Origin of the sequence: Streptomyces sp. NPDC090445 (assembly GCF_044769385.1) — a bacterium.
In the GTDB taxonomy this organism is placed as follows: Bacteria; Actinomycetota; Actinomycetes; order Streptomycetales; family Streptomycetaceae; genus Streptomyces.
The window spans coordinates 365,558-387,723 of the sequence record NZ_JBIVXV010000001.1; the positions used below are offsets into that span (position 1 = coordinate 365,558).

General features: G+C 73.7%; 20 protein-coding genes. 10 read left to right on the plus strand and 10 right to left on the minus strand.

Annotated elements, in window-relative coordinates; all coding sequences use genetic code 11:
* Positions 1–153: 153 nt before the first annotated feature.
* The 6 genes from uraD (at position 154) to ACIQUT_RS01680 (ending at position 6,467) form a co-directional block, all read left to right on the plus strand.
* Positions 154–660, plus strand: a complete 507-nt coding sequence (gene uraD, locus ACIQUT_RS01655) for a 2-oxo-4-hydroxy-4-carboxy-5-ureidoimidazoline decarboxylase (RefSeq protein ID WP_403558074.1) — start codon at positions 154–156, stop codon at positions 658–660.
* 8 nt (positions 661–668) lie between these two features.
* Positions 669–1,061: a hydroxyisourate hydrolase gene (gene uraH, locus ACIQUT_RS01660; protein ID WP_403558076.1), complete on the plus strand. Its 393-nt coding sequence runs from the start codon at positions 669–671 to the stop codon at positions 1,059–1,061.
* A gap of 6 nt (positions 1,062–1,067) precedes the next feature.
* The gene (pucL, locus tag ACIQUT_RS01665; RefSeq protein ID WP_403558078.1) at positions 1,068–1,991 is read left to right on the plus strand and encodes a factor-independent urate hydroxylase; all 924 of its coding nucleotides are present in this window, start codon (positions 1,068–1,070) and stop codon (positions 1,989–1,991) included.
* Positions 1,992–2,249: 258 nt separating this feature from the next.
* Positions 2,250–3,644, plus strand: coding sequence for an 8-oxoguanine deaminase (locus ACIQUT_RS01670; protein WP_403558080.1), 1,395 nt, complete (start codon positions 2,250–2,252; stop codon positions 3,642–3,644).
* Positions 3,645–3,942: 298 nt separating this feature from the next.
* Positions 3,943–5,352, plus strand: coding sequence for a nucleobase:cation symporter-2 family protein (locus ACIQUT_RS01675; RefSeq protein WP_403559277.1), 1,410 nt, complete (start codon positions 3,943–3,945; stop codon positions 5,350–5,352).
* Positions 5,353–5,834: 482 nt separating this feature from the next.
* Positions 5,835–6,467 carry an HAD family hydrolase gene (locus tag ACIQUT_RS01680; protein ID WP_403558081.1) on the plus strand — a complete coding sequence of 211 codons (633 nt, stop codon included), beginning with the start codon at positions 5,835–5,837 and terminating at the stop codon, positions 6,465–6,467.
* 14 nt (positions 6,468–6,481) lie between these two features.
* On the opposite strand, the gene ACIQUT_RS01685 is transcribed toward ACIQUT_RS01680, so the two are convergent.
* The 3 genes from ACIQUT_RS01685 to ACIQUT_RS01695 all read right to left on the minus strand — a co-directional run bounded on the left by ACIQUT_RS01685 (position 6,482) and on the right by ACIQUT_RS01695 (position 9,081).
* The gene (locus tag ACIQUT_RS01685) at positions 6,482–7,099 is read right to left on the minus strand and encodes a hypothetical protein (protein WP_403558083.1); all 618 of its coding nucleotides are present in this window, start codon (positions 7,097–7,099) and stop codon (positions 6,482–6,484) included.
* Between the two features lie 64 nt (positions 7,100–7,163).
* On the minus strand, positions 7,164–7,832 hold the full coding sequence (locus ACIQUT_RS01690) for a 3'-5' exoribonuclease domain-containing protein (protein WP_403558085.1): 669 nt from the start codon (positions 7,830–7,832) through the stop codon (positions 7,164–7,166).
* Positions 7,833–7,890: 58 nt separating this feature from the next.
* Positions 7,891–9,081, minus strand: a complete 1,191-nt coding sequence (locus ACIQUT_RS01695; protein ID WP_403558087.1) for a GDSL-type esterase/lipase family protein — start codon at positions 9,079–9,081, stop codon at positions 7,891–7,893.
* Between the two features lie 266 nt (positions 9,082–9,347).
* On the opposite strand from ACIQUT_RS01695, the gene ACIQUT_RS01700 reads away from it, so the two are divergent.
* A complete protein-coding gene (locus tag ACIQUT_RS01700) occupies positions 9,348–10,958 on the plus strand; it encodes an NnrS multi-domain protein (protein ID WP_403558089.1) in 1,611 nt (536 codons plus the stop codon).
* Between the two features lie 29 nt (positions 10,959–10,987).
* Here ACIQUT_RS01700 and aceB read toward each other — a convergent pair whose 3' ends face one another.
* The 3 genes from aceB to ACIQUT_RS01715 all read right to left on the minus strand — a co-directional run bounded on the left by aceB (position 10,988) and on the right by ACIQUT_RS01715 (position 13,812).
* The gene (gene aceB, locus ACIQUT_RS01705) at positions 10,988–12,607 is read right to left on the minus strand and encodes a malate synthase A (protein ID WP_403558091.1); all 1,620 of its coding nucleotides are present in this window, start codon (positions 12,605–12,607) and stop codon (positions 10,988–10,990) included.
* Between the two features lie 294 nt (positions 12,608–12,901).
* Entirely contained in the window at positions 12,902–13,483 is a 582-nt protein-coding gene (locus ACIQUT_RS01710; RefSeq protein ID WP_403558093.1) for an NTP transferase domain-containing protein, read from the minus strand.
* On the minus strand, positions 13,480–13,812 hold the full coding sequence (locus ACIQUT_RS01715; RefSeq protein WP_403558094.1) for a hypothetical protein: 333 nt from the start codon (positions 13,810–13,812) through the stop codon (positions 13,480–13,482). The genes ACIQUT_RS01710 and ACIQUT_RS01715 overlap by 4 nt, the downstream gene beginning before the upstream one ends.
* An 88-nt stretch (positions 13,813–13,900) precedes the next feature.
* Here ACIQUT_RS01715 and ACIQUT_RS01720 point away from each other — a divergent pair, with 88 nt between their 5' ends.
* Positions 13,901–15,388: a PLP-dependent aminotransferase family protein gene (locus tag ACIQUT_RS01720; protein ID WP_403558096.1), complete on the plus strand. Its 1,488-nt coding sequence runs from the start codon at positions 13,901–13,903 to the stop codon at positions 15,386–15,388.
* Between the two features lie 29 nt (positions 15,389–15,417).
* On the opposite strand, the gene ACIQUT_RS01725 is transcribed toward ACIQUT_RS01720, so the two are convergent.
* Entirely contained in the window at positions 15,418–16,047 is a 630-nt protein-coding gene (locus ACIQUT_RS01725; RefSeq protein ID WP_403558098.1) for a response regulator, read from the minus strand.
* Positions 16,047–17,315 (minus strand): sensor histidine kinase, encoded by a 1,269-nt coding sequence (locus tag ACIQUT_RS01730; RefSeq protein ID WP_403558100.1) that lies wholly within the window; start codon positions 17,313–17,315, stop codon positions 16,047–16,049. The genes ACIQUT_RS01725 and ACIQUT_RS01730 overlap by 1 nt, the downstream gene beginning before the upstream one ends.
* Positions 17,316–17,449: 134 nt before the next feature.
* Between ACIQUT_RS01730 and ACIQUT_RS01735 the strand changes: the two genes are divergently transcribed.
* Together ACIQUT_RS01735 and ACIQUT_RS01740 are read left to right on the plus strand one after the other, a co-directional pair.
* A complete protein-coding gene (locus ACIQUT_RS01735) occupies positions 17,450–18,631 on the plus strand; it encodes an ABC transporter permease (protein WP_403558102.1) in 1,182 nt (393 codons plus the stop codon).
* Entirely contained in the window at positions 18,628–19,398 is a 771-nt protein-coding gene (locus ACIQUT_RS01740) for an ABC transporter ATP-binding protein (RefSeq protein ID WP_403558104.1), read from the plus strand. The genes ACIQUT_RS01735 and ACIQUT_RS01740 overlap by 4 nt, the downstream gene beginning before the upstream one ends.
* On the opposite strand, the gene ACIQUT_RS01745 is transcribed toward ACIQUT_RS01740, so the two are convergent.
* Positions 19,365–20,882, minus strand: a complete 1,518-nt coding sequence (locus ACIQUT_RS01745; protein WP_403558106.1) for a hypothetical protein — start codon at positions 20,880–20,882, stop codon at positions 19,365–19,367. The genes ACIQUT_RS01740 and ACIQUT_RS01745 overlap by 34 nt on opposite strands.
* 258 nt (positions 20,883–21,140) lie before the next feature.
* On the minus strand, positions 21,141–21,947 hold the full coding sequence (locus ACIQUT_RS01750) for an IclR family transcriptional regulator (protein ID WP_403558108.1): 807 nt from the start codon (positions 21,945–21,947) through the stop codon (positions 21,141–21,143).
* Positions 21,948–22,166 lie beyond the last annotated feature (219 nt).

Genomic DNA, 22,166 nt, shown 5'->3' on the forward strand with positions numbered 1-22,166 from the left:
ACGAGCCGCCGCCCGAATCAACCGGACGGCGGCTTTTGCGTATGGGAAGTTTCAACAAACTGTTGACGTCGTGTTGTCGAGGGCGTTAGCTATGCGCAGCCCGTCAAGCAATCAGGCCACCGGCCACAGGCCCACCGGCCACGGAGGCTTCCCGTGACTTCGAGTCCGACCCCGGGGCTTTCCCGGTTCAACGCCCTGGACGATGCAGCGGCCGCAGCCGAGCTGCACGAGGTGTGCGCCAGCGCGGCCTGGGGCAGCAAGGTCCTCGCCCGACGCCCCTTCGCCGACACCCCCTCCCTCTTCGCCGCCGGCGACGCCGCCATGGCGGAGCTCACCCCGGCGGACCTGGAGGAGGCCATGGCCGGCCACCCCCCGATCGGCCGTCCGAAGCCGGGCGACCCGACCTCCGCCCGCGAGCAGCGGGGCATGGCCGGGGCCTCCGAGGAGCTCAAGGCCGAGCTGCTCGAACTCAACCTGGCCTACCAGGAGAAGTTCGGCCACGTCTTCCTGATCTGCGCGACCGGTGCGACCGGTGAGCAGATGCGGGACGCGGTCACGGTACGGATCCGGAACACCGCCGAGGTCGAGCGGGAGATCGCCCGCGGAGAGCTCGTCAAGATCAACCGGATCCGTCTGACCCGCCTCGCCGAAGGAGAGTGACACGGCACATGAGCACCGAAACCACCGCATCGGTGTCCACGCACATCCTGGACACCAGCACCGGCCGCCCCGCCGAGGGCGTCGCCGTCTCGCTCGCGGCCCGCAGCGGCCACGACGCCGAGTGGACCGCCCTGGGCGGTTCGGCCACCGACGCCGACGGGCGTTGCAAGGACCTGCCGGCACTGCCGGAGGGCACCACCCACGTACGCCTCGACTTCGAGACCGAGGCGTACTTCGCCAAGAAGCAAGCCGCCGAGGCGCAGCAGGACGCCCCCCGCGTAAGGGACAGCGGTGCGTTTTTCCCCGAGGTGACCATCACGTTCGCGGTCAACCCGGGCGAGCACTACCACGTACCGCTGCTGCTCAACCCGTTCGGCTACTCCGTTTACCGAGGGAGCTAGCAGACCATGCCCACGATTCTCGGCCAGAACCAGTACGGCAAAGCAGAGAACCGCGTCGTCAGGATCACGCGGGACGGCGACACCCACCACATCAAGGACCTGAACGTCTCCGTCGCCCTCTCCGGCGACATGGACGACGTGCACTACTCCGGCTCGAACGCGAACGTCCTGCCGACGGACACCACCAAGAACACGGTGTACGCGTTCGCCAAGGAGTACGGCATCGAGTCCGCCGAGCAGTTCGGCATCCACCTGGCCCGCTGGTTCGTGGGCAGCCAGGACCCGATCTCCCGGGCGCGCATCCGCATCGAGGAGTACGCCTGGGAGCGGATCCAGACCTCGGACGCGAACTCCAGGTTCATCGGCGCCGACGAGGTCAAGCACTCCTTCGTCCGCAAGGGCCAGGAGACCCGCGTCACCCAGATCACCTACGACGGCAGCACCTGGGAGGTCATCTCCGGCCTCAAGGACCTGATCGTCATGAACTCCACGAACTCCGAGTTCTGGGGGTACGTGAAGGACAAGTACACGACCCTGCAGGAGGCGCACGACCGCATCCTGGCCACCCAGGTGTCGGGCCGCTGGCGGTTCAACTGGACCGACGACGAGCAGCGGATGCCCCACTGGGAGAAGTCCTACGAGGCCACCAGGAAGCACATGCTGGAGGCCTTCGCGGAGACCTACTCCCTCTCCCTGCAGCAGACGCTGTACCAGATGGGCTCGCGCATCATCAACCACCGCTCGGAGATCGACGAGGTCCGCTTCTCGCTCCCGAACAAGCACCACTTCCTCGTCGACCTGGAGCCCTTCGGCCTCAAGAACGACAACGAGGTGTACTTCGCAGCGGATCGCCCGTACGGCCTGATCGAGGCCACGATCCTGCGGGACGGCGCCGACGCGCGCATCCCGGTGGACCTGACCAACCTCTAGTACTGCAACGGCCAGGCCCGGCCGGCATCCGGTGTCCCGGGGCTCCGCAGTGGCCCCGGGACCCGGACCCTCCGGATCCACCCGCACCACGCACCGACCCGCGCATCCCCCCGCGACACCCTCGCACTTCCCGAACTCGGCACCCGGAGCATCAGAAGGGGCGGCAGTACTGTCAGCTGCCAGGCCCCCGGTTTCGGCACTCAAATCCCCTGGGTCCTGCCGTGCCCGCACCGCCACTGAAAGCACGAGGAAGCCCCCATGGCAGCCACTGACAGCGAGACCCGGCGCATCGTCATCGAGAACTGCGCGATCGCGACCGTCGACGCGAACGACACCGAGTACGCCTCGGGCCACATCGTCATCGCCGGGAACAGGATCGAGGCCATCGGCGCGGGCAACGCCCCCGAGAACCTCGACGACGTCGTACGCCGCATCGACGCCACGGGCCACCTCGTGACCCCCGGTCTGGTCAACACGCACCACCACTTCTACCAGTGGATCACCCGCGGCCTGGCCACCGACCACAACCTCTTCAACTGGCTCGTCGCCCTGTACCCGACCTGGGCGCGCATCGACGAGCAGATGGCGTACTCGGCCGCGCAGGGCTCCCTGGCCGCGATGGCCCGCGGCGGTGTCACCACCGCCATGGACCACCACTACGTGTACCCGAAGGGGGCCGGCGACCTCTCCGGCGCGATCATCCGCGCCGCGTCCGAGATGGGCGTCCGCTTCACCCTGGCCCGCGGCTCCATGGACCGCAGCGAGAAGGACGGCGGCCTGCCGCCGGACCACGCCGTCGAGACCCTCGAAGGCGCCCTCGCCGACACCGAGGCGACCGTCAAGAAGTTCCACGACGCGTCCTTCGACTCGATGACCCAGATCGCCGTCGCCCCCTGCTCCCCCTTCTCGGTCTCCACCGAGCTGCTCAGGCAGGGCGCCGAGCTGGCCCGCCGCCTCGGCGTGCGCATGCACACCCACGGCAGCGAGACGGTCGAGGAGGAGAAGTTCTGCCACGAACTCTTCGGCATGGGCCCGACCGACTACTTCGAGTCCACCGGCTGGCTCGGCGAGGACGTGTGGATGGCGCACAGCGTCCACATGAACGACTCCGACATCGCCGCCTTCGCCCGCACCAGGACCGGTGTCGCGCACTGCCCCTCCTCCAACGCCCGCCTGGCCGCCGGCATCGCCCGCGTCCCGGACATGCTCGCCGCCGGCGTCCCGGTCGGCCTCGGCGTGGACGGCACCGCCTCCAACGAGTCCGGTGAGCTCCACACCGAGCTGCGCAACGCGCTGCTGATCAACCGTCTGAACCCGGTGCACCGCGAGGCCGCGCTCAATGCCCGCCAGGCGCTGCGCCTCGGTACGTACGGCGGCGCGCAGGTCCTCGGCCGCGCCGACAACATCGGCTCGCTGGAGGTCGGCAAGCTCGCCGACCTGGTGCTGTGGAACCTCGGCACGTTCCTGCACTCCTCGATCGCCGACCCGGTCACCGCCCTGGTCTTCGGTGCGGCCGCCCCGGTGACCGCGTCGTTCGTCAACGGCAAGCAGATCGTCGAGAACAACCGGCTGCTCACCGCCGACGAGGACGCCATCGCCCGCTCCACGCGGGACGAGGCCCAGCGCCTCGCGCGCATCGCCGCGCAGGGCTGATCCCCCACGGGCTCCGGCCGGGGGGGACGGCCCCCGGCCGGCGGCCGCGGACCCGAGCGGGGTCCGCGGCTCCCGTTCCCGGGCGGCACCGACGGCTTGCCCGAGGTGCCTCCCGGGGTCGGTGACGGCGGCGGTGACGGCGACGTGTGCCGCCACCCGACCTGACGCCCGTACGGCGGAACGACTCGGGCGAATCGTTTCCGCATTTTCCTTCTTTCGACGTGCACCGCTTTCAGACCACCTCCACCTCCTTGACACCCACGTCCCTGCCGACGTGTCCAACCGACCGGAGGAAGCCGTGGCCCAGGCGCCCAGGTTTCGCAAAGATGCAGCCGCAGTCGCAGTACCGGGGGAGAAGCATCCGGTCGACGAGACCCTGCCCCCGCTGAAGATGTTCACCAGCGGCCTCCAGCACGTGGCCGCCATGTACGCGGGCGTCGTCGCCCCACCCATGATCGTCGGCCCGGCCGTCGGACTCTCCGCCCGGGACACCGCCTTCCTGATGGGCGCCTCGCTCTTCACCGCCGGCCTCGCCACCCTGCTCCAGACCCTCGGCTTCTGGCGCATCGGCGCCAAGCTCCCCTTCGTCAACGGGGTCTCCTTCGCCGGCGTCACCCCGATGATCGCCATCGGCAAGGACCGGGGCGCCGACGCCATCCCCGTCATCCTCGGCGCGATCATCGTCGCCGGACTGCTCGGCTTCCTGGCCGCCCCCTACTTCGGCAAGCTCGTCCGCTTCTTCCCGCCCGTGGTCACCGGCACGGTCATCACCCTCATCGGCGTCTCCCTCCTCCCCGTCGCCTTCAACTGGTCCCAGGGCGGCAACCGCACCGCCGCCGACCACGGCTCCGTGCAGAACATCGGCATGGCCGCCGGCACCCTCCTCATCGTCCTGCTGCTGCGCAAGCTGCTGCGCGGCTTCCTCCAGCAGATATCCATCCTGCTCGGCCTCGCCGCCGGCACCCTCGCCGCGATCCCGCTCGGCATGGTCGACACCGACGCCCTGCGCACCGCCGGCCTCGTCGGCTTCCCGACGCCCTTCCACTTCGGCGCCCCGCAGTTCCAGGTCGCCGCGATCGTCTCCATGTGCATCGTGATGCTGGTCTGCATGACCGAGTCCACCGCCGACATCCTGGCCCTCGGCAGGATCGTCGACCGGCCGGCGGACGCCCGCACCATCGAGGGCGGGCTGCGCGCCGACGCCCTCGGCAGCGCGCTGAGCCCCCTGTTCAACGGGTTCATGTGCAGCGCCTTCGCCCAGAACATCGGGCTCGTGGCCATGACCAAGGTGCGCAGCCGGTTCGTCGTCGCCGCAGGCGGCGGCATCCTGATCCTGCTCGGCCTGTGCCCGCTGGCCGCCTCGGTCATCGGCGTGGTCCCGCTGCCGGTCCTCGGCGGCGCCGGCATCGTGCTCTTCGGGTCGGTCGCGGCCAGCGGCATCCAGACCCTGGCGGGCGCGGCCATGGAACGCGGCGAGAACGCCCTGATCGTCGCCGCCTCGATCGGCGTCGGCCTGATCCCGATCGCCGCCCCGGACTTCTACCACGCCTTCCCCAAGGACCTGCTCGTCGTCCTGGACTCCGGCATCAGCACCGGCTGCGTGGCGGCCATCCTCCTCAACCTGGCCTTCAACCACCTCGGCGCCCGCCGCGGTGCGGCCGCGGAGGCCGCCGCCGAGAGCCGTGCGGAACCGGTGCCCGCGCACTGACCCCCGTACGAGCCCGCCGACCCGCGGCGGTGCGCACGCCACCCACTGCGGGCGTGGCGTACGCCCCGCCGCGCCGGCGCTTCCGCCCGGACGGACAAGGGTGTTGACGCTGCGTCAAGGACGTGGCTCCGGCCGACTGTGCGGCCCCCATCCGCCCCGGTCGGCGCCGACCGGCCGTGCGGCGACGGACGGCTCTCCAGCCGGGCCGAGGGCCGCGCCTGGATCCGGTGCGTGCGACAGCAGGACCGTCACCGTGGGCGCCGCCACGTACGGGCGTTGCGTACGTGCGTTGCGTACGGCCGTTGCGTACGGGCGTTGCGGCCTCACCACCCCGCGGCCTCCAGCACCCCGAGCAGCAGCACTTCGGACGCGGTCACGGCCCCAGCGTGGCGCGCCCGGCCCGTCCCGCCGGACCGTTTCCCCGGGCCCGCACCGGGGCCGGTCCCCTCGACGGTCGCGGCCGGCCCCGCTATCCAGAGGGGGTGACTGACGACCGGGCCGCCGACGCCCCTTTCGACACCGTGCTCTGCGACTTCGACAACGTGATCCGCTTCTACGATCCTGATCTGCTCTCGGAGTTGGAGCGGCGGGCCGGGCTGGCGGTGGGCACGACCGTGCGGGTCGCCTTCGCGCCCGGCCGGGACCTGCCGCTGCTCCTGGGCGAGATCACGAAGCGGCAGTGGGTGGAGTCCATCGTGCTGGGTCTGGCCGACTGCGTGCCGGAGGCGGTGGCGCGCGAGCTGGGCGAGGCGTTCGCCGAGGCGCCGTTCCGGGCCGACGAGGCAGTGGTGGCGCTGCTCCGCCGGGTACGGGCGCACATGCCCCTGGTGCTCGTGACGAACGCGACCGAGGAGCTGGAGGCGGACCTGGTGACGCTGGGGCTGGCGGACCTCGCACACCACGTCGTCAGCAGTGCCCGGGTGGGGATCGCCAAGCCGGACCGCCGGATCTACGAGATCGCGGCCGAACGGGCCGGGGTTGCCGTACCCCGCTGCCTGTTCGTCGACGACCGGGCCGAGAACGTCGAGGCCGCGGTCGCGATCGGCATGACGGGCGTGCACTACCGCGAACTCGCCGACCTCAGCGCGGTGCTGGGCTTCCTGCCGCCCGGCTGACGTCGGGGGCGCGGTCAGCGGGCCTCGGCCGTGTGTCGGCGGCATTCGGCCAGGACCTGCGCGACCTGCGCCGCCGTCTCGGGGTCCGCGGGCGGGGGCAGAAGGGCGCCCGCGGTGGCCAGTGCCGCCCAGAACCTGTCGGCGTTGCCCCGGGGCCGCCGGCCGGGCTGCCGGGCGAGCAGCAGGAACGCCGCGGTGAGCTCGCCCTTGAGGAAGCGCCGGGACAGGCCGTGCCAGACCCCGCCGCGGATCCCGCCCAAGGCAGCCCCCGCAGCCTGCAGCAGCTCCAGCACCTCCTGCTCGCGCCCGTCCAGCGTCCGGGGCACGTCGAACACCCCGAGCAGCTCCAGTAGTTCGCCGAGCGTTTCGTCCTCGTCCGGCCCGAACTCGGCGATGAGCTCGGCCGCCCTGCCGAGCTCTTCCCGTACCCGGGCGTCCGGTACACCGAGCGCCCGGCAGACGGCCCACGCCGCGGCGCTCCGGTCGCCGCTGTGTGCCGCCAGTCCGGCGAACACGGCGTCGGAGCCCTGCCCCTCCGCCAGCAGGCGGCGGGCCTGCGCCACCGTGTCCGCGTCGGGGCAGGCCCGGCCGCCCGCGGCACCGGTCGTGCCTGTTCCTGCGATCCCGGCCATGTTCCCCCGGTCGTGTGAGGCGCCCGGTGCGCCCCGTGTTCGGCGCCCGCGCGGAGCCGTGAGACTACCGGGCGTCCCCCGCAGCACCGACGCCGACGCCGACGCCGGCACCGGTACCGGTACCGGTACCGGCCTGCGCCGGGCCCTGCCACAGCATCAGGTTGCTCATCAGCTCCGCCTGTTCGATGGCGTCGTCGAGGGCGTGGTGGGTGTGGCGGCGGCGGGAGCGGAGCTCGGCCGGCATCCGTCCCTTGACCGCGGCGCGCAGCGGGACCTGCGCCTTCGCCGCGTACAGGGTCTTCATGTCGAGGCAGCCGGAGTGCCCGAAGGGGCTGTCGCCGCCGAACTGCATCAGGTACCAGTACAGGAAGGTCCAGTCGAAGGAGGCGGGGTAGCCGCACATCACCGGCTGCGCCCCGGCGGCCTCGGCCACCTTGCGCACCCACCCCCGGAACGCGGCCATGGCCGCGCCCGGGTCGGTGCCCTCCCGCAGCAGCCGGTCCCGGTCCAGGCCGCTGACGGCCAGGGCCTCCGGGTCGTACCGGTCGCTGATCGGCCGCAGTTCGCGGTAGAAGGTCTGCTGCTCGGGGTCGGCGGCCGTGTACGCGGCGCCGTCCTGCCGTCCGGCGACGGCGGCACCGAAGCTGATCATGGAGTAGGGGCCGGGGATCGGGCCGTCGGCCTCGATGTCGACGGAGATGTAGATGCTGGGACGTGCGGTGCGGGCTGCCATGCGCCGAGCATGCCAGCCCGCACCGCGGACGATCATCCGGATTTCCGGGACCGCGGGACTACGGCACCGGGGTGAGGTACATGCCGGTCTGGTCCGCGCCGGCCGTGTTCTTGCAGCCGACGCTCGACGTGCGGCTCTGGCCGACGGCCAGGGCCAGGCAGCGGCCCAGCGCCAGCTGGCCGAAGTAGTTGGGATGCATGGACTCCTGGACCAGCCCCTGCGTCTCGCTGCTGTCGATCCAGCGCGCCCACTCGCTGGTCTTCGCCGACGCCGGCGCCGCGGTGGTGACCTGCTTGCTCGCCTTGGCGCACACCTCGCGCCCCTGCATCATGTCCCGCAGGTCCAGGAACTGCACGCCCTTCTCCGCCGCGACCGCCTTGAGGCGGTTCGCGATCTGCGGGACGAGGGAGTCCCGCGCCCAGTCGGAGTCCCGGTTCCAGAAGGGGCAGCCACCGGTGTTCAGGCGGCTCCAGTCGCTCTGGACGTACCGGTTCTCCGCGCCGCGCGGGACCGGCGACGGGTAGGACTGCAGCACGATCCGGTACGCGGAGTCGCCGTAGCCGGCGGCGCGCATCACTTCGCGGATCTCGTCCACGGACTTGGCGACGTTCGCCATCACGCCGTCGATCTTCTGGTCGACGCCGTACTGCTGGTCGTCGTAGCAGTACGAGTTCCAGATCACGAAGTCGAGCGCGCAGTCCTTGATGATGTCGGCGAAGCCGAGGTCGTTGCCGCCGATGGACAGGGCGATGACCTTGACGTTGTGGCTCGCGGCGACGGCGGCGAGCTGGTCGGCCTGCGGGGCCTCGCCCCTGAAGGGGACGCCGCCGCTGACGGAGCGGAAGACGTTCTCGGAGGTGGCGCCGGAGCAGGCCAGGTTGACGGCCACGTCGGCGATCGCCCCGGCGCTCTTGACCTCGGCGGAGTCGGAGCGGTGGCATCCGCCCGCGGTGGCCCCGTATACCTTCGACGGGTCGTAGACGCTGCCGCTGACCCAGGCCCGGTCGGTGCCGGTCCGGTTGCCCGAGTTGGTGAGGCTGTTGCCCTTCCAGCGCCCGGCTTCGCCGGAGATGTAGCTGTCGCCCATGGACACCACGGCGGTGGGCCCGGTCCCGGGGGCGGCGGCCGCGGTCCCGGCGGGGGCGACGGCGAGTGCACCGGCGGCGAGCGGCAGGGCCAGCCCGGCCCCGGCCAGCCGTCGCACCCGACGGCGTGTCCTGTCCTTGCTGGCATAGCGGAATCCGGTCACGACGGAACTCCTGCGGTAGGCCATGCCGGAGCCGGAGCGCGCGAGAACTCCGGGGCATGGCTGGGGAAGTGGGGGACACCGCCGGCCGGTGGCACGGGAAAGGTGACACGCACTGGCTTGTTACCGCTAGGTAGCCGCAGATTACGATGACGTAACGACCGACCGGTCGTTCGGCCGCCCCGTTCCGCTTCACGGGGCCCGCAATTCCCCGCGCGCCGCCCGCCGCGCCCGGTACGGTCACCCGACCGGACCAGGAGATACGGGGGGTGGGGGCGGTGCGGCGGAGGTACGACCAGCGGGTGCTCACCCTGGTCGAAGTACGCGGCGGGGCGCGGGACTTCGACCAGGCCAGAGCGGAGTTCGGGATGCGGGGCTGGCCCGTCGTGGCCGAGTTCGGCCGGGGCGAGGGGGCGTCCGCCGGAGTCCTCGCCGCCGATTCCGGGGCGCGCCTGTTCTGCGTCGAGGTCCGCTTCTTCGGGGCGCGCAACAGCCGTACCGAGCGGGCGGCGGGCTGGCGGATCCGTCAACTCGCGGAGTCGGCCGTACTCGAAATGTACGTACGCCGCACCGAACTGGTGGACGCCGACCGGGAGCAACTGGAGGAGTACCGCTCCCACACCACGGACCACCGGCCCGACCCGCGGCGGGCCTCCGGCCGGCGCGCGCGGGCCCTGGAGCGCTGGGGCCGCTACGACACGGGATCCGTCGCACTCGGCACACCGTCCGAGGCCAGGCGGCTGGCCCGCATGGGCCTTCCCGGCGGCTCACCCGGCCGCGGCGGACTGGACGTACGGATGTCCCCGCGGCGCGGCCGGCGTGCGCGGGAGCTGCCGCGCGAGGAGGAGCTCAACCGGTTCCTGTGGCGGCTGGCCGGCCGGCTGCTCGGGATGGCGTTCACCGCCGGCTGCTTCCGGCAGGCGGAGGGCCGGCTGCGCTGGCCGTTCCTGCTGGTCGGCCTCGGCTGCCTCGCCGGGGCGCTGGTCTGTGCGGCCCGGGGCCCGGCGCCGAGGGGCCAGGCGCCGAGGGGCCAGGCGCCGAGGGGCCCGGCGGGGAGCGCCGCCCCGCAGCGGGGCGAGAGGGCGGAGCGCGGGTACCGGCTCGTCGCCGGAGCCGTCGCCGCCGTGTTCTTCCTCTGCCTGGTCTACGGGGTGCCCTCGGGGTCCCCGTGGACGCCGTTGCAGATGCTGGTGACCGCTGCGGTCACGGTGACCGTCATGGGTATTTGGCTGCTGATGCGCCAGTGGACCACGTGGACGGAGTGGCTGACGGCCACCGTGCCGCTCGCGGTGACCCTGCTGACCGGCTTGGCCGTCGCCTCCGGTTCCGTACTCCACGGGCTGTACGCGGACGGCCTCGACCTCACCCCGGACGACCTGGACGTGCCCGGCCTGTGGCAGGTCGCGGCCGGGGCGAAGCTGGTCTCCTACCTGGGCCTGGGCTTGCTGGGGCCGGCGCTGTGGGGGATCGCCAAGCACTTCCACTTTCCCTTCACCAAGCCCGGCGAGTACCTCAACGTGGTGATGTACGTCCTCCTCTACGTGGTGGTCGTCGCCTCGCTCGCGGGCCTCGCCCTCGACAACGCCGCCCGGGCCGTCACCCGCACGCAGGAGGCGGCCGAGCAGCGCCGGGCCGCGCCCTCCTACTTCGGGGTGGAACCCGAGTGGATGTGCGTCCAGCCGACCGTTCCCCTCGCCGGGCTCAACGCCGAGGGAGGGCTGCTCGACCCCGGCCGCCCGTACCTGTTCTTCGGCGTCGCCGACGAGATGGCGCTGCTGTGGAACCCGGAGACGGACGCGCCGCTGAAGGAGCCCGTCGGGCAGGTCCGGCTCGTCCCGGCGGAGGATCCGGCGCGGGCCTGCCCGCCGCCGCCCGGCTGACCGCGACCGGCGACGGCGGGCGGGGTGGGTCAGCCGACCAGGTGGTCGTAGGCCGGGAGGGTGAGGAAGTCGGCGTAGTCGGCGTCCAGGGAGACCTGGAGGAAGAGGTCGTGGGCCTCCTGCCACTTTCCGGCCGCGAAGGCCTCGTCGCCGACCTCGGTGCGGATGGCGGCCAGTTCCTCGGCGGCGATCCGGCGGGTGAGTTCGGCGGTGGCGCGCTCGCCGTTCTCGAAGACGACCCCGGCGTTGATCCACTGCCAGACCTGGGAGCGGGAGATCTCGGCGGTGGCCGCATCCTCCATCAGGCCGAAGATGCCGACCGCGCCGAGGCCGCGCAGCCAGGCCTCGATGTAGCGGATGCCGACCCGGACGGCGCCCAGCAGGCCCTCGTACGTGGGCTTGGCGTCCAGGGAGTCGATGGCGATGAGCTCGCCGGGGGCCACCGAGACGTCCTCGCGGAGGCGGTCCTTCTGGTTCGGCTTGTCGCCGAGGACGGCGTCGAAGGAGGCCATGGCGATCGGGACCAGGTCGGGGTGGGCGACCCAGGAGCCGTCGAAGCCGTCGCGCGCCTCGCGGTCCTTGTCGGCCTTGACCTTCTCGAACGCGACGCGGTTGGCCTCGGCGTCCTTGCGGGACGGGATGAAGGCCGCCATGCCGCCGATGGCGTGCGCGCCGCGCTTGTGGCAGGTGCGGACGAGCAGTTCGGTGTACGCGCGCATGAACGGGGCGGTCATCGTGACCGCGTTGCGGTCCGGGAGGACGAACTTCTCGCCGCCGTCGCGGAAGTTCTTCACGATGGAGAACAGGTAGTCCCAGCGGCCCGCGTTCAGGCCGGCGGCGTGGTCGCGCAGTTCGTAGAGGATCTCCTCCATCTCGTACGCGGCCGTGATGGTCTCGATCAGGACCGTCGCGCGGACCGTCCCCTGCGGGATGCCGACGTGGTCCTGCGAGAAGACGAAGATCTCGTTCCAGAGGCGCGCCTCCAGGTGGGACTCCGTCTTCGGCAGGTAGAAGTACGGGCCCTTGCCCAGGTCGATCAGGCGCTGCGCGTTGTGGAAGAAGTACAGGCCGAAGTCCACGAGCGCACCCGGCACCGGCCGGCCGTCGACCGTGATGTGGCGCTCCTCCAGGTGCCAGCCGCGCGGCCGCATGACGACGGTGGCGAGCTCCTCGGCGGGCCTCAGGGCGTACGCCTTGCCCGTGCGGGGGTCGGTGAAGTCGATGCGGCGCTCGTAGGCGTCGATCAGGTTCAGCTGGCCGAGGACCACGTTCTCCCAGGTGGGGGCCGAGGCGTCCTCGAAGTCGGCGAGCCAGACCCGGGCGCCCGAGTTGAGGGCGTTGACGGTCATCTTGCGGTCGGTCGGACCGGTGATCTCCACACGGCGGTCGTTCAGGGCGGCCGGGGCCGGGGCGACCTGCCACTCGCCCTCGCGGACCTGTGCGGTGTCCGGGAGGAAGTCGAGGTGGGAGGTGCGGGCGATCTCGGCGCGGCGCTCGGCCCGGCGGGCCAGGAGCTCGTCGCGGCGGGGGGTGAACCGCCGGTGGAGCTCGGCCACGAAGGCGAGGGCCGCCTCGGTCAGGACCTCGTCCTGGCGGGGCAGGGGCGCGGCGTTGACGAGGGCCGGCGATGACGGCGCTGGTGCGGACATGTCTGTCACTCCTTCAGCGGCGGTGCCTGGCGGCCGCGGGGGAATGCTCGCCGGGGACGGCACGCAGTGCCGTCGGGGGTGCAGAGTTCCGGGATACGGTCGCGGGCGCCGTCTGGGGTTCAGGGCGCTTCTGACCAGTGGATAGTAATTTCCTTATGGTGGAAGTTCAATGGTTTGTTGATGTCGAGATTCTCCGAGTCGACACATCCCCGGGCGGTGGTGGCCCTCGGTGCCACCCCGGTCACAGCCCGCTGCGGGGCCGCCGCCCGCCCTCAGACAACCCTCAGACAACCCTCAGGCAAGTCGGGCCAGGTCGGGCGGCGTGTCGATGTCGTACGCCTCCGCGACGTCCCCGCACTCCACCAGCGTGAGCTCGTCCGCGTGCCGTGTCAGGTGCACCCGCGCGCCCTTGTCACCCGTCGCCGTGGCCGCGATGTCCGCCCACCGGTCCGCCCCGAAGAGCACCGGATGCCCGCGCTCCCCGCCGTACGCCGCCGCCACCAGGCTCGCCGGGGACCGGTACGCCGCGAGGACCCGGGCCACGGCCGCCGGGCCGATGCCCGGCTGGTCCACGAGCGAGACCAGGGCCGCGCTCGCCCCCGTACCGGCGAGCGAGGCGAGGCCGGCCCGCAGCGAGGAGCCCATGCCCTCGGCCCAGTCCGGGTTGTCGACGACCGTGCAGCCGCTCAGGTCGGCCCGCTCGCGGACCTCGGCGGCGGAGGCGCCGAGCACCACGTGCAGCGGGCCGCAGCCCGCCTCCCGGAGCACCCGCACCGCGTTCTCGACGAGCGGGCGCCCGCGGTAGGGCAGCAGCGCCTTGGGGCGGCCGCCGAGGCGGCGGCCGCCCCCGGCCGCCAGCAGCAGCCCGGCGATCACCGGGCCGGAGGACTGCCGGGACGGGGCGGTGCGGCCGGTGCGCTCGGGGAGGCCAGGGTGGCCAGGGTGGCCGGAGAGGGGCGGGGGATCCGAAGGGGAGTTGGCTGGCATGGCAGCGATTCTCGCCCCTGCACCGGGGCCGTGGTGTGCGGCGGCCGGGCAAGGGTGCGCCACAGCGTGCGCCGCAGCGAGGCGACCACCGTGCCCAGCCTCAGCGGCTCGCCGACGCGGTTTTCGACGGCGGGCGCCGTCGCCCGCTCGTCCCGGTCCGTGAGGACGGCGGGCGGGGTGGTGGTCTGCGAGGCGAGCGGGGTCCGGACAGCAGGCATCGGGGGATCTCCTTGCCAATCAAGGGCCAATGCCGCGAGTCTGGACCCTGATTGGCCTGGCAGGCAGAGCCAATCAGGGGAGGTTGGCATGGCAAACGGGCGAGTGGTCCGGACGACGGACAGGACGATCGGCAGCCGCGCCCTCACGGCGCTGCTGCCCGCCGGGGTGCGGGCCCGGCCCGGATACCGGTCGCTCGCCGAAGCCGTACGCTCCCTGGTCCTCGACGGCCGCGTCCCCCTGCACGTACGCCTGCCCGCCGAACGCGAGCTCGCCGACGCGCTCGGCGCCAGCCGGGCCACCGTCACCGCCGCCTACGACCTGCTGCGCGAGAGCGGCTACTGCCGCAGCCGCCGCGGCTCCGGCACCTGGACCGAACTGCCCGACGGCCACGGCCCGGTCGGCGCCCACCTGCTGGACGCGGCCACCGGCCACCGCACCGGTGGGCACGGCGGCATCGACCTCGCCATCGCGGCCATGGGCGCCCCCGAGGACAGCCTCACCGAAGCCCTCGCCCGGGCGGCGGCCCGCCTGCCCGCCCTCGCCCGCGACCCCGGCTACCACCCCTTCGGGCTGCCCGAGCTGCGCCGCGCCGTCGCCGACCGGTTCACCCGGCGCGGCCTGGCCACCCGCCCCGAGCAGATACTCGTCACGGCCGGCGCCCAGCAGGCCTTCGTCCTCGTCGCGAGCCTGCTGTGCCGGGCCGGCGACCGCGTCGTCACCGAGAACCCGACCTACGCGAACGTCCTCGACGCCCTGCGGCACGCCCGCCTGCGCACCGTGCCCGTCGCCGTCTCCGACGCGGGCTGGGACATGGAGGCCACCGAGTCCACGCTGCACCAGACCGTGCCGAGGCTGGCGTACGCGATACCGGACTTCCACAATCCGACGGGCGCGCTGATGCCGCCCGAACAGCGGCTGCGGCTGCTGGCGGCGACCCGCCGCACCGGCACCTGGCTGGTGGTCGACGAGACCATCGCCGACATCGCACTCGACGGGCCGGCCCCGCAGCCGCTCGCCTCGCTGGGGCCGCGGGGCGCGGCGGACCACGTGGTGACGATCGGCTCGCTCAGCAAGACGCACTGGGGCGGGCTGCGGGTGGGCTGGGTCCGGGCCGCGGAGAAGCTGGTCACCGAGCTGGCCACGGTGCGGGTGGCGGCCGACATGACCGGCTCGGCGCTCGACCAGCTGGTCGCGCTGAGCCTGCTGGAGGGGGAGGAACGGACCCTGCCGGCCCGCCTCGCGCAGCTGCGGGAGCGGCGCGAGGCCCTCGTACGGGCGCTGCGGCGGCACACCCCGCAGTGGTCCTGGCGCGTTCCGCCGGGCGGGCTGTCGCTGTGGGTGGACCTCGGCGCGCCGGTGAGCTCGGCGCTGGCGGAGCGGGCCGCCGCCGGCGGGGTGCACATCGGGCGCGGGGCCCGCTTCGGGGTGGACCCGGGCACCTTCGAGCACCGCATCCGGATCCCGTACACGCTGCCCCCGGACCGCCTGGAGGAGGGCATACGCCGCCTCGCCGAGGCCCACCACGCCGCCGCACCGCTGTCCCCGTCGCCGGAACGCCCCCACTGGGTGGCCTAGCGGGGGCGTTCCGGTTCCCGGTCTGTCGGTTACGGGGTGCGGATGAGGCGGCGGGTGGCGGCTGCGGCGACCGCCGCGGTGCGGGAGTCCACGCCGAGCTTGGCGTAGACGTGCACCAGGTGGGACTTGACCGTGGCCTGGCTGAGGAAGAGCCGCTTGGAGATCTGCTGGTTCGACAGGCCGTCCGCCACCAGCTGGAGCACCTCCAGCTCCCGCTTCGTCAGCGCCTCCGCGGGCGTCCGCATCCGGTCCATCAGGCGCAGCGCCACCGCCGGGGCCAGTGCCGACTGGCCCGCCGCGGCGGTCCGCACGGCCGCGGCCAGCTCCTCCGGCGGGGCGTCCTTGAGGAGGTAGCCCGAGGCGCCTGCCTCGACCGCCGCGAGGATGTCCGCATCCGTGTCATACGTGGTCAGCACCAGCACCCGGGGCGCCCCGGGCCGGGCGGTGATCTCCGCGGTCGCCGCCGAGCCGTGCATGCCCGCGCCGAACTGGAGGTCCATCAGGACGACGTCCGCCTGCCCGGTGGCGGCCAGCTCCACCGCCCGCTCGGCGGTCGCCGCCTCCGCGACCACCGTGAAGTCCGGCTCCGTGTCCAGCACCGCGCGCAGCCCGGCCCGGACCACCGGGTGGTCGTCGGCCAGCAGCAGTCGGATCGTCATCAGGAGGCCTCCAGGTGTTCCGCGGCGCGGGGGGTGTCCGCAGGGGCCGCGGGGGCGGCGGGGGTTGGGGTGTGCCCCGTGTCCGCGGGCAGCGGCAGGGTGACGGCCACGGCGGTGCCCTGGCCCGGCGCGGACTCCACGGTGAACAGCCCGCCCAGCGTCTCGGCCCGCGCCCGCATCGCCGGCAGCCCGAAGCCGCCTTCGCCGGAGGGGGCGCTGGCCGGGTCGAAGCCGGCCCCGTCGTCCACGACGTCCAGCGTCACGGAGGCGTCCATGAAGGTCAGGGTGATCTCGGCGCGCCCCGCCCCCGCGTGCCGCACCACATTGGCCAGCGCGGACTGGGCGATCCGCAGCAGGGCCACCTCGTACGGGGTGGGCAGCTCGCGCGGGGTGCCGCTGACCGAGAACCGGGCCTGCGGCGCCGCCGCGCACAGCCGCTCCAGCGCACCGGCCAGCGAACCGTGCTCCAGGTCGGGCGGGGTCAGCGCCCGGACGAACCGGCGCGCCTCGGCGAGGTTGTCCTGGGCGGCCTCCCGGGCCCGGCCGATGTGCTCCAGGGCCGGGGCCAGCCGCGGATCCCGCTCGGGCAGGGCCCGCTCGGCGGCCCGCAGCAGCAGCTGGATGGAGGACAGCCCCTGGGCCAGGGTGTCGTGGATCTCCCGGGCCAGCCGCTCCCGCTCGGCCATGGTCCCGGCGTCGCGCTCGGCGGCGGCCAGCTCGGCCCGGGTGGCGATGAGCTCCTCGATCAGCTCGCGGCGGCGTTCGCTCTCCCGGTACAGCGCCTGGTAGCCGAGGACGGTCGCGACGGCCACGGCGGCGCCGAGCAGCGGCCCGAGGAAGGCTCCCGGGGTCACGGTGCCGCTGTGGCCGAGGAACGAGGCGATGGCCGCGCAGGCGGTGACGGCGACGGCGGTGACGCCCCAGCGCAGCCGCAGCAGGTGCAGCTCCAGGAAGTACAGCGGGAACGCGATCCACAGCCCGTCGGGGGAGAGCACGAGCAGCCCCGCCCACACCGCGCCGAGCGCCGCGAGCCACAGCCCGGCGGCCGCGGTCGATCCGCGTACGGCGGGGGAGCGGGCGCCGGCCCCGTACACGGCGGCCAGCACGGCGCAGACGGCGACCACCGCGCCCGCGGCGGGCACGGAGTGGGCGACGGCCCGCCCGGCGGCGAGCACGAGCAGGGCGGCCAGCAGGGCGTGCAGGCACAGCCGCAGGACGCGGGAGACGGGGGTGAGGGGGATGAGGGGGCGGGAAGGTGACGCGGTCATGGCCCGACCAGCGTAAGGGGGTCCCGGCCGGTGCCGGTCAATCGAAAGTTTGATGTCCGGATGCGTCCTTCGATACGAGGATCGCTCCCGTGGCGCGATGCCCGGGGGGCATGCGGGAGACCAGGGTGGGGGACATGTTCGTCGCTTGGAGAGATCTGCGGTTCGCGAAGGGCCGCTTCGCCCTGATGGGCTCGGTGGTCCTGCTGATCACCCTGTTGGTCGGCCTGTTGTCCGGGCTCACTGCCGGACTGGCCCGGGAGAACATCTCGGCCGTCACCGGCCTGCCCGCCACCCACCTGGCCTTCGCCGAGCCACCCGGGGAGCAGAAGGTGTCCTTCACCCATTCCCAGGTGCCCGAGAAGGCATGGCAGGCCTGGCGGGGCCGGCCCGGCGTGAAGTCGGCGCAGCCGCTCGGCATCCGCACCACCAATGCCGCCGCGGGGGAGCGCACCGCCGCCGTCTCCGTCTTCGGCGTGGACCCGGCCGGCCCGCTCGCGCCGCCCGCCGGCCCGCTCGCGCCGCCCGCCGGCCCGCTCGCGCCGCCCGCCGGCCCGCTCGCGCCGCCCGCCGGCCCGCTCGCGCCGCCCGCCGCCGCCGGGCTGGGCCAGGGCCGGGTGGTCCTCGCGGAGAAGGCCGCGAAGGAGCTCGGGGGCCTCACCGCCGGATCCCGGCTGAAGATCGGCCTGCTCGAACTGGCCGTGGCCGCCGTCTCCGGTACCGCCGCCTACAGCCACACCCCGGTCGTCTGGATGGACCTGAACGACTGGCAGCGCATCGGCAACCCCGGCACCTCCCCCGACACCGTCGCGACCGTCGTCGCCCTGGACGCGCCCGACGCCTCCGGTGCCGCCCTCGCCGCCGGCGACACGGCCGCCGGGACGCGGGCGCAGACCATCGACGAGGCCCTCGGCGCCATAGGGTCGTACCAGGCCGAGAACGGCTCGCTGCAGCTGATGCGCGGCTTCCTCTTCGCGATCTCCGCCCTCGTCATAGGGGCCTTCTTCACCGTCTGGACCATCCAGCGGGCCGGTGACATCGCCGTCCTGAAGGCGCTCGGCGCCTCCACCCCCTACCTGCTGCGGGACGCCCTCGGCCAGGCGGTGGTCATGCTGGCGATCGGCACCGGGGCCGGCACCGCGCTCGCGGCCGGCATCGGCGCGCTGATCAGCGGTGGCGACGTGCCCTTCGTCCTCGACGCCGCGACCGTCCTGGCACCCGCCGCGATCATGATCGTGCTCGGTGCGCTGGGCGCCGCCCTGTCCATCCGGCGGATCACCGCCGTCGACCCCCTGACCGCGCTCGGGAGCGCCCGATGACCCTCCTCGTCCACGACGCCACGCTCACCTACCCGGACGGCGAGAGCCGGCTGACCGCCCTCGACAAGGTCTGCCTGGAGGTGGCAGCGGGCACCCTGACGGCCGTGGTCGGGCCCTCCGGCTCCGGCAAGTCCAGCCTGCTCGCGGTCGCCGCCACCTTGGTCACCCCCGACTCGGGCCGGGTGGAGGTGGCCGGGCAGGACGCCACGGTCCTCTCTCCGGCGGAGAAGGCGGCCCTGCGCCGCGAGAAGATCGGCATCGTCTTCCAGCAGCCCAACCTGCTGGCCTCGCTGACCGCGGCCGAGCAGCTCCAGGTCATGGCCCATCTGTCCGGCCGCCCCTCGAAGGCCCTGCGCCGCCGGGCGCTGGAGCTGCTGGACGCGGTCGGCATGGCCGACAAGGCGGACAGGCGCCCGCACCAGCTCTCCGGCGGCCAGCGCCAGCGGGTGAACATCGCCCGCGCGCTGATGAACGAGCCGGCGGTGCTGCTGGTCGACGAGCCCACCAACGCCCTGGACCACGAGCGCGGCGCGGCCGTCCTCGACCTGCTGGTCACCCTCACCCGGGAGCGGGCGACGGCGACGGTGCTGGTCACCCACGACCGGGCCCACCTGGAGCGGATGGACCGCACGGCGACGATGACCGACGGCCGCCTCACGGAGGCGGGCCCGGCGAGCACCCAGCTGACCGCCCCCGCCTCCGCTTCCGCCCCCGCCTCCGCCTCCGCCGCGGTTCAGCCGGCGGGCCGCGCCGACGGCGCGAGGTAGGCCCGCCAGGGCCGCCCCGCGGGCAGGCTGGGCAGCGGGTACGGCCGCCATCCCCGTGCCCACGGCGGCGGGGCGGCGCCGTCCGCGACCAGCACCGCCGCGGGCATGCGTGCCGCGAGGGCGGTGAGGCCCGCGACGCTGATGCTGCCGTCGTGGCCGCCGTACACCTGCCGCGAGGCGCACCACGCGCGGAACGCGACCCGGACGGCTTCCTCGCCGCTGACGACGCACGGCGGCCGTACGCCCAAGCGGTGCAGCTCGGCCACCACGGTGGTGAGGGCCGTCCGCATGTCCCGGCTGCGGCCCGCCACCGTGGCCGTGAGCAGCAGCTGCAGCGCGAGGTGCGCGGCCAGTGCCAGGCACAGCACGGCACGGACGAACGGGCGGCCGCGGGCGGCGCGCAGCAGCCGGGCCAGGCACAGCGCGGCGGGCAGCGCGAGCAGGGCGTACGCGGGCAGCAGGAAGCGCGGGGCGGCGTACCCGACCATCAGCAGGTAGGGCGCGGCCAGGGACAGCCCGGCCGCGGTGGCGACCAGGACCGTCCGCAGCAGGTGCGTGCCGCGGTACGCGGCGACCAGTCCGCCCGCGACCAGCAGGGGCAGGGCGAGCCACCACAGCCCGGTGACCGGCTGGCTCCACGGCCCCTCGCAGGGGCGGCACAGGGTCCGGCCGCCGAGGGCGCGCAGGTGGTACCGGAAGGCGGGGTGCCAGCCGAGCCCGCCCTGGATCTCGCCCGCCCGGTGCAGCCGGGCGAGGACGCCTCCGTAGCTCAGGTGCGCCTCGGCCAGCCACGGGGCCCAGCCGGCCAGGGCGCCGGCCGTGAGCACCGCGGGCAGGGCGGGCCGCCGCCAGGCCGGGACGGCCGCCGCGGCGCAGGCCAGGGGCAGGGCCAGCCAGAAGGCGTCGGGGGGACGCATCAGCGCGGCGAGTGCCACGGCGGCGCCCGTCCCGGCGAGGGCGAGGCGGTCCGAGGGGTCGGCGGCGGCGCGCAGGAAGCAGCCGGTGGCGGTCAGCGCCGCGAAGGCCACCCAGAGGTTGGGCATGGCCTGCGGCCCGTACGTGAGGGTGGGCCACAGCCCGGTGAACAGCAGGCCGGCGACGGCGAGCACGGGGACGGGCAGCAGCCGGCGCCACACCCACAGCGCGAGCAGCAGGGCGGCCGCCGCCAGCAGCGCCAGGTACACCCGCAGGGCGAGGACGGAGGGCGTGACGGCGGCGACCGGGGCGACGAGCCAGCTGATGCCGCGGGCGCGCGGGGCGCTGAAGAAGGCGGCGGGGGTGTCCGGGGCGACCTGGCTGACGTACACGGTCTCGTCCCAGCCGAGGCCGGTGCCGGGCACGGCCAGGACCAGCTGGGCGAGGGCGTAGACGGCGGCGACGGGCGCCAGCCGGGCCAGGTCGCGGCGGCGTGCCGCCGGGTCCTCCGCGGACGGCGGGCGCGGGGCGCGCCCCGCCGGGGGCGCGGTGAGGGAGTCGCGGGCCATGGGCGGACCTCGGTGACCTCGGGGGAGACGCGGGCAGGTGCGCACCACGCTGCCCCGTGCGCCCCCGCCCCGCCACGCGAACACCGTCACCCGGCCCAACGCCCCGGGGCCGCCCCAACGCCTTGGTTCAGGAGAGTGCCGGGCTCTGCCCGGACCCGCGCCTCAAACGCCGGCGGGGCTGGATTCTGGTGCCGGCGGGGCTGGATTCTGCCGCTCCCGGCTGCGAACGGCCCCGCTGTGAGGGGCTGGATTCTGAGGTCAGGCGGGGTTCTGGCTCTGCAGGGCCACGGACAGCTCGGCCGCCGCGTTCTGCAGGATCGGCACGATCGACGCGGTCAGGTCCTCGGTGACGCGCCCGGCCGGGCCCGAGATGGAGATCGCGGCGGCGGTCGGCGAATTCGGCACCGACACGGCCAGGCAGCGGACTCCTATCTCCTGCTCGTTGTCGTCGACCGCGTAGCCCAGCTTGCGGACCTGCTCCAGGGCCTCCAGGAAGCCCTCGGGGGTGGTGATGGTCTTCTCGGTCGCGGCCGGCATGCCGGTGCGCGCGAGCAGGGCCCGTACCTCGTCGGCCGGGGTGTGGGCGAGCAGGGCCTTGCCGACGCCGGTGGAGTGCGGCAGCACCCGGCGGCCCACCTCCGTGAACATGCGCATGGAGTGCTTGGAGGGCACCTGGGCGACGTAGACGATCTCGTCCCCGTCGAGCAGGGCCATGTTGGCGGTCTCGCCGGTCTCCTCGACGAGCCGGGCGAGGTACGGCCGCGCCCAGGTGCCCAGCAGGCGGGACGCGGACTCGCCGAGGCGGATCAGGCGGGGGCCGAGGGCGTACCGCCGGTTGGGCTGCTGCCGGACGTAGCCGCACGCGACGAGCGTCCGCATGAGACGGTGGATCGTCGGGAGCGGCAGGCCGCTGGCGGTGGACAGCTCGCTGAGGCCGACCTCGCCACCCGCGTCGGCCATGCGTTCGAGCAGATCGAAGGCGCGCTCCAGGGACTGGACGCCACCGCTGCCGGCGGTGGGCTTGGCGGAAGCGGCGTCGGTGGTGCTGGCGCTGGACGTCGGCACGGCGCGGTCCTTTCGGTGCAGGCGGGCAAGGAAGCAGCCTACCGGTCGGACGGCATCGGCCCCAGGGTCGGGGCGGTGCCGTCGCCGCCGGTCAGGGCGGGTCCGTCCGGGTGGCGGAGGTGTCCGGGAAGTTACCGGTCCGGCCTGCCCGGGCGATAGCTGCATTCTGGATGGCGAAATCCTCATTCCATGCTGTGGAAACATCCAACTGTGGCCCCG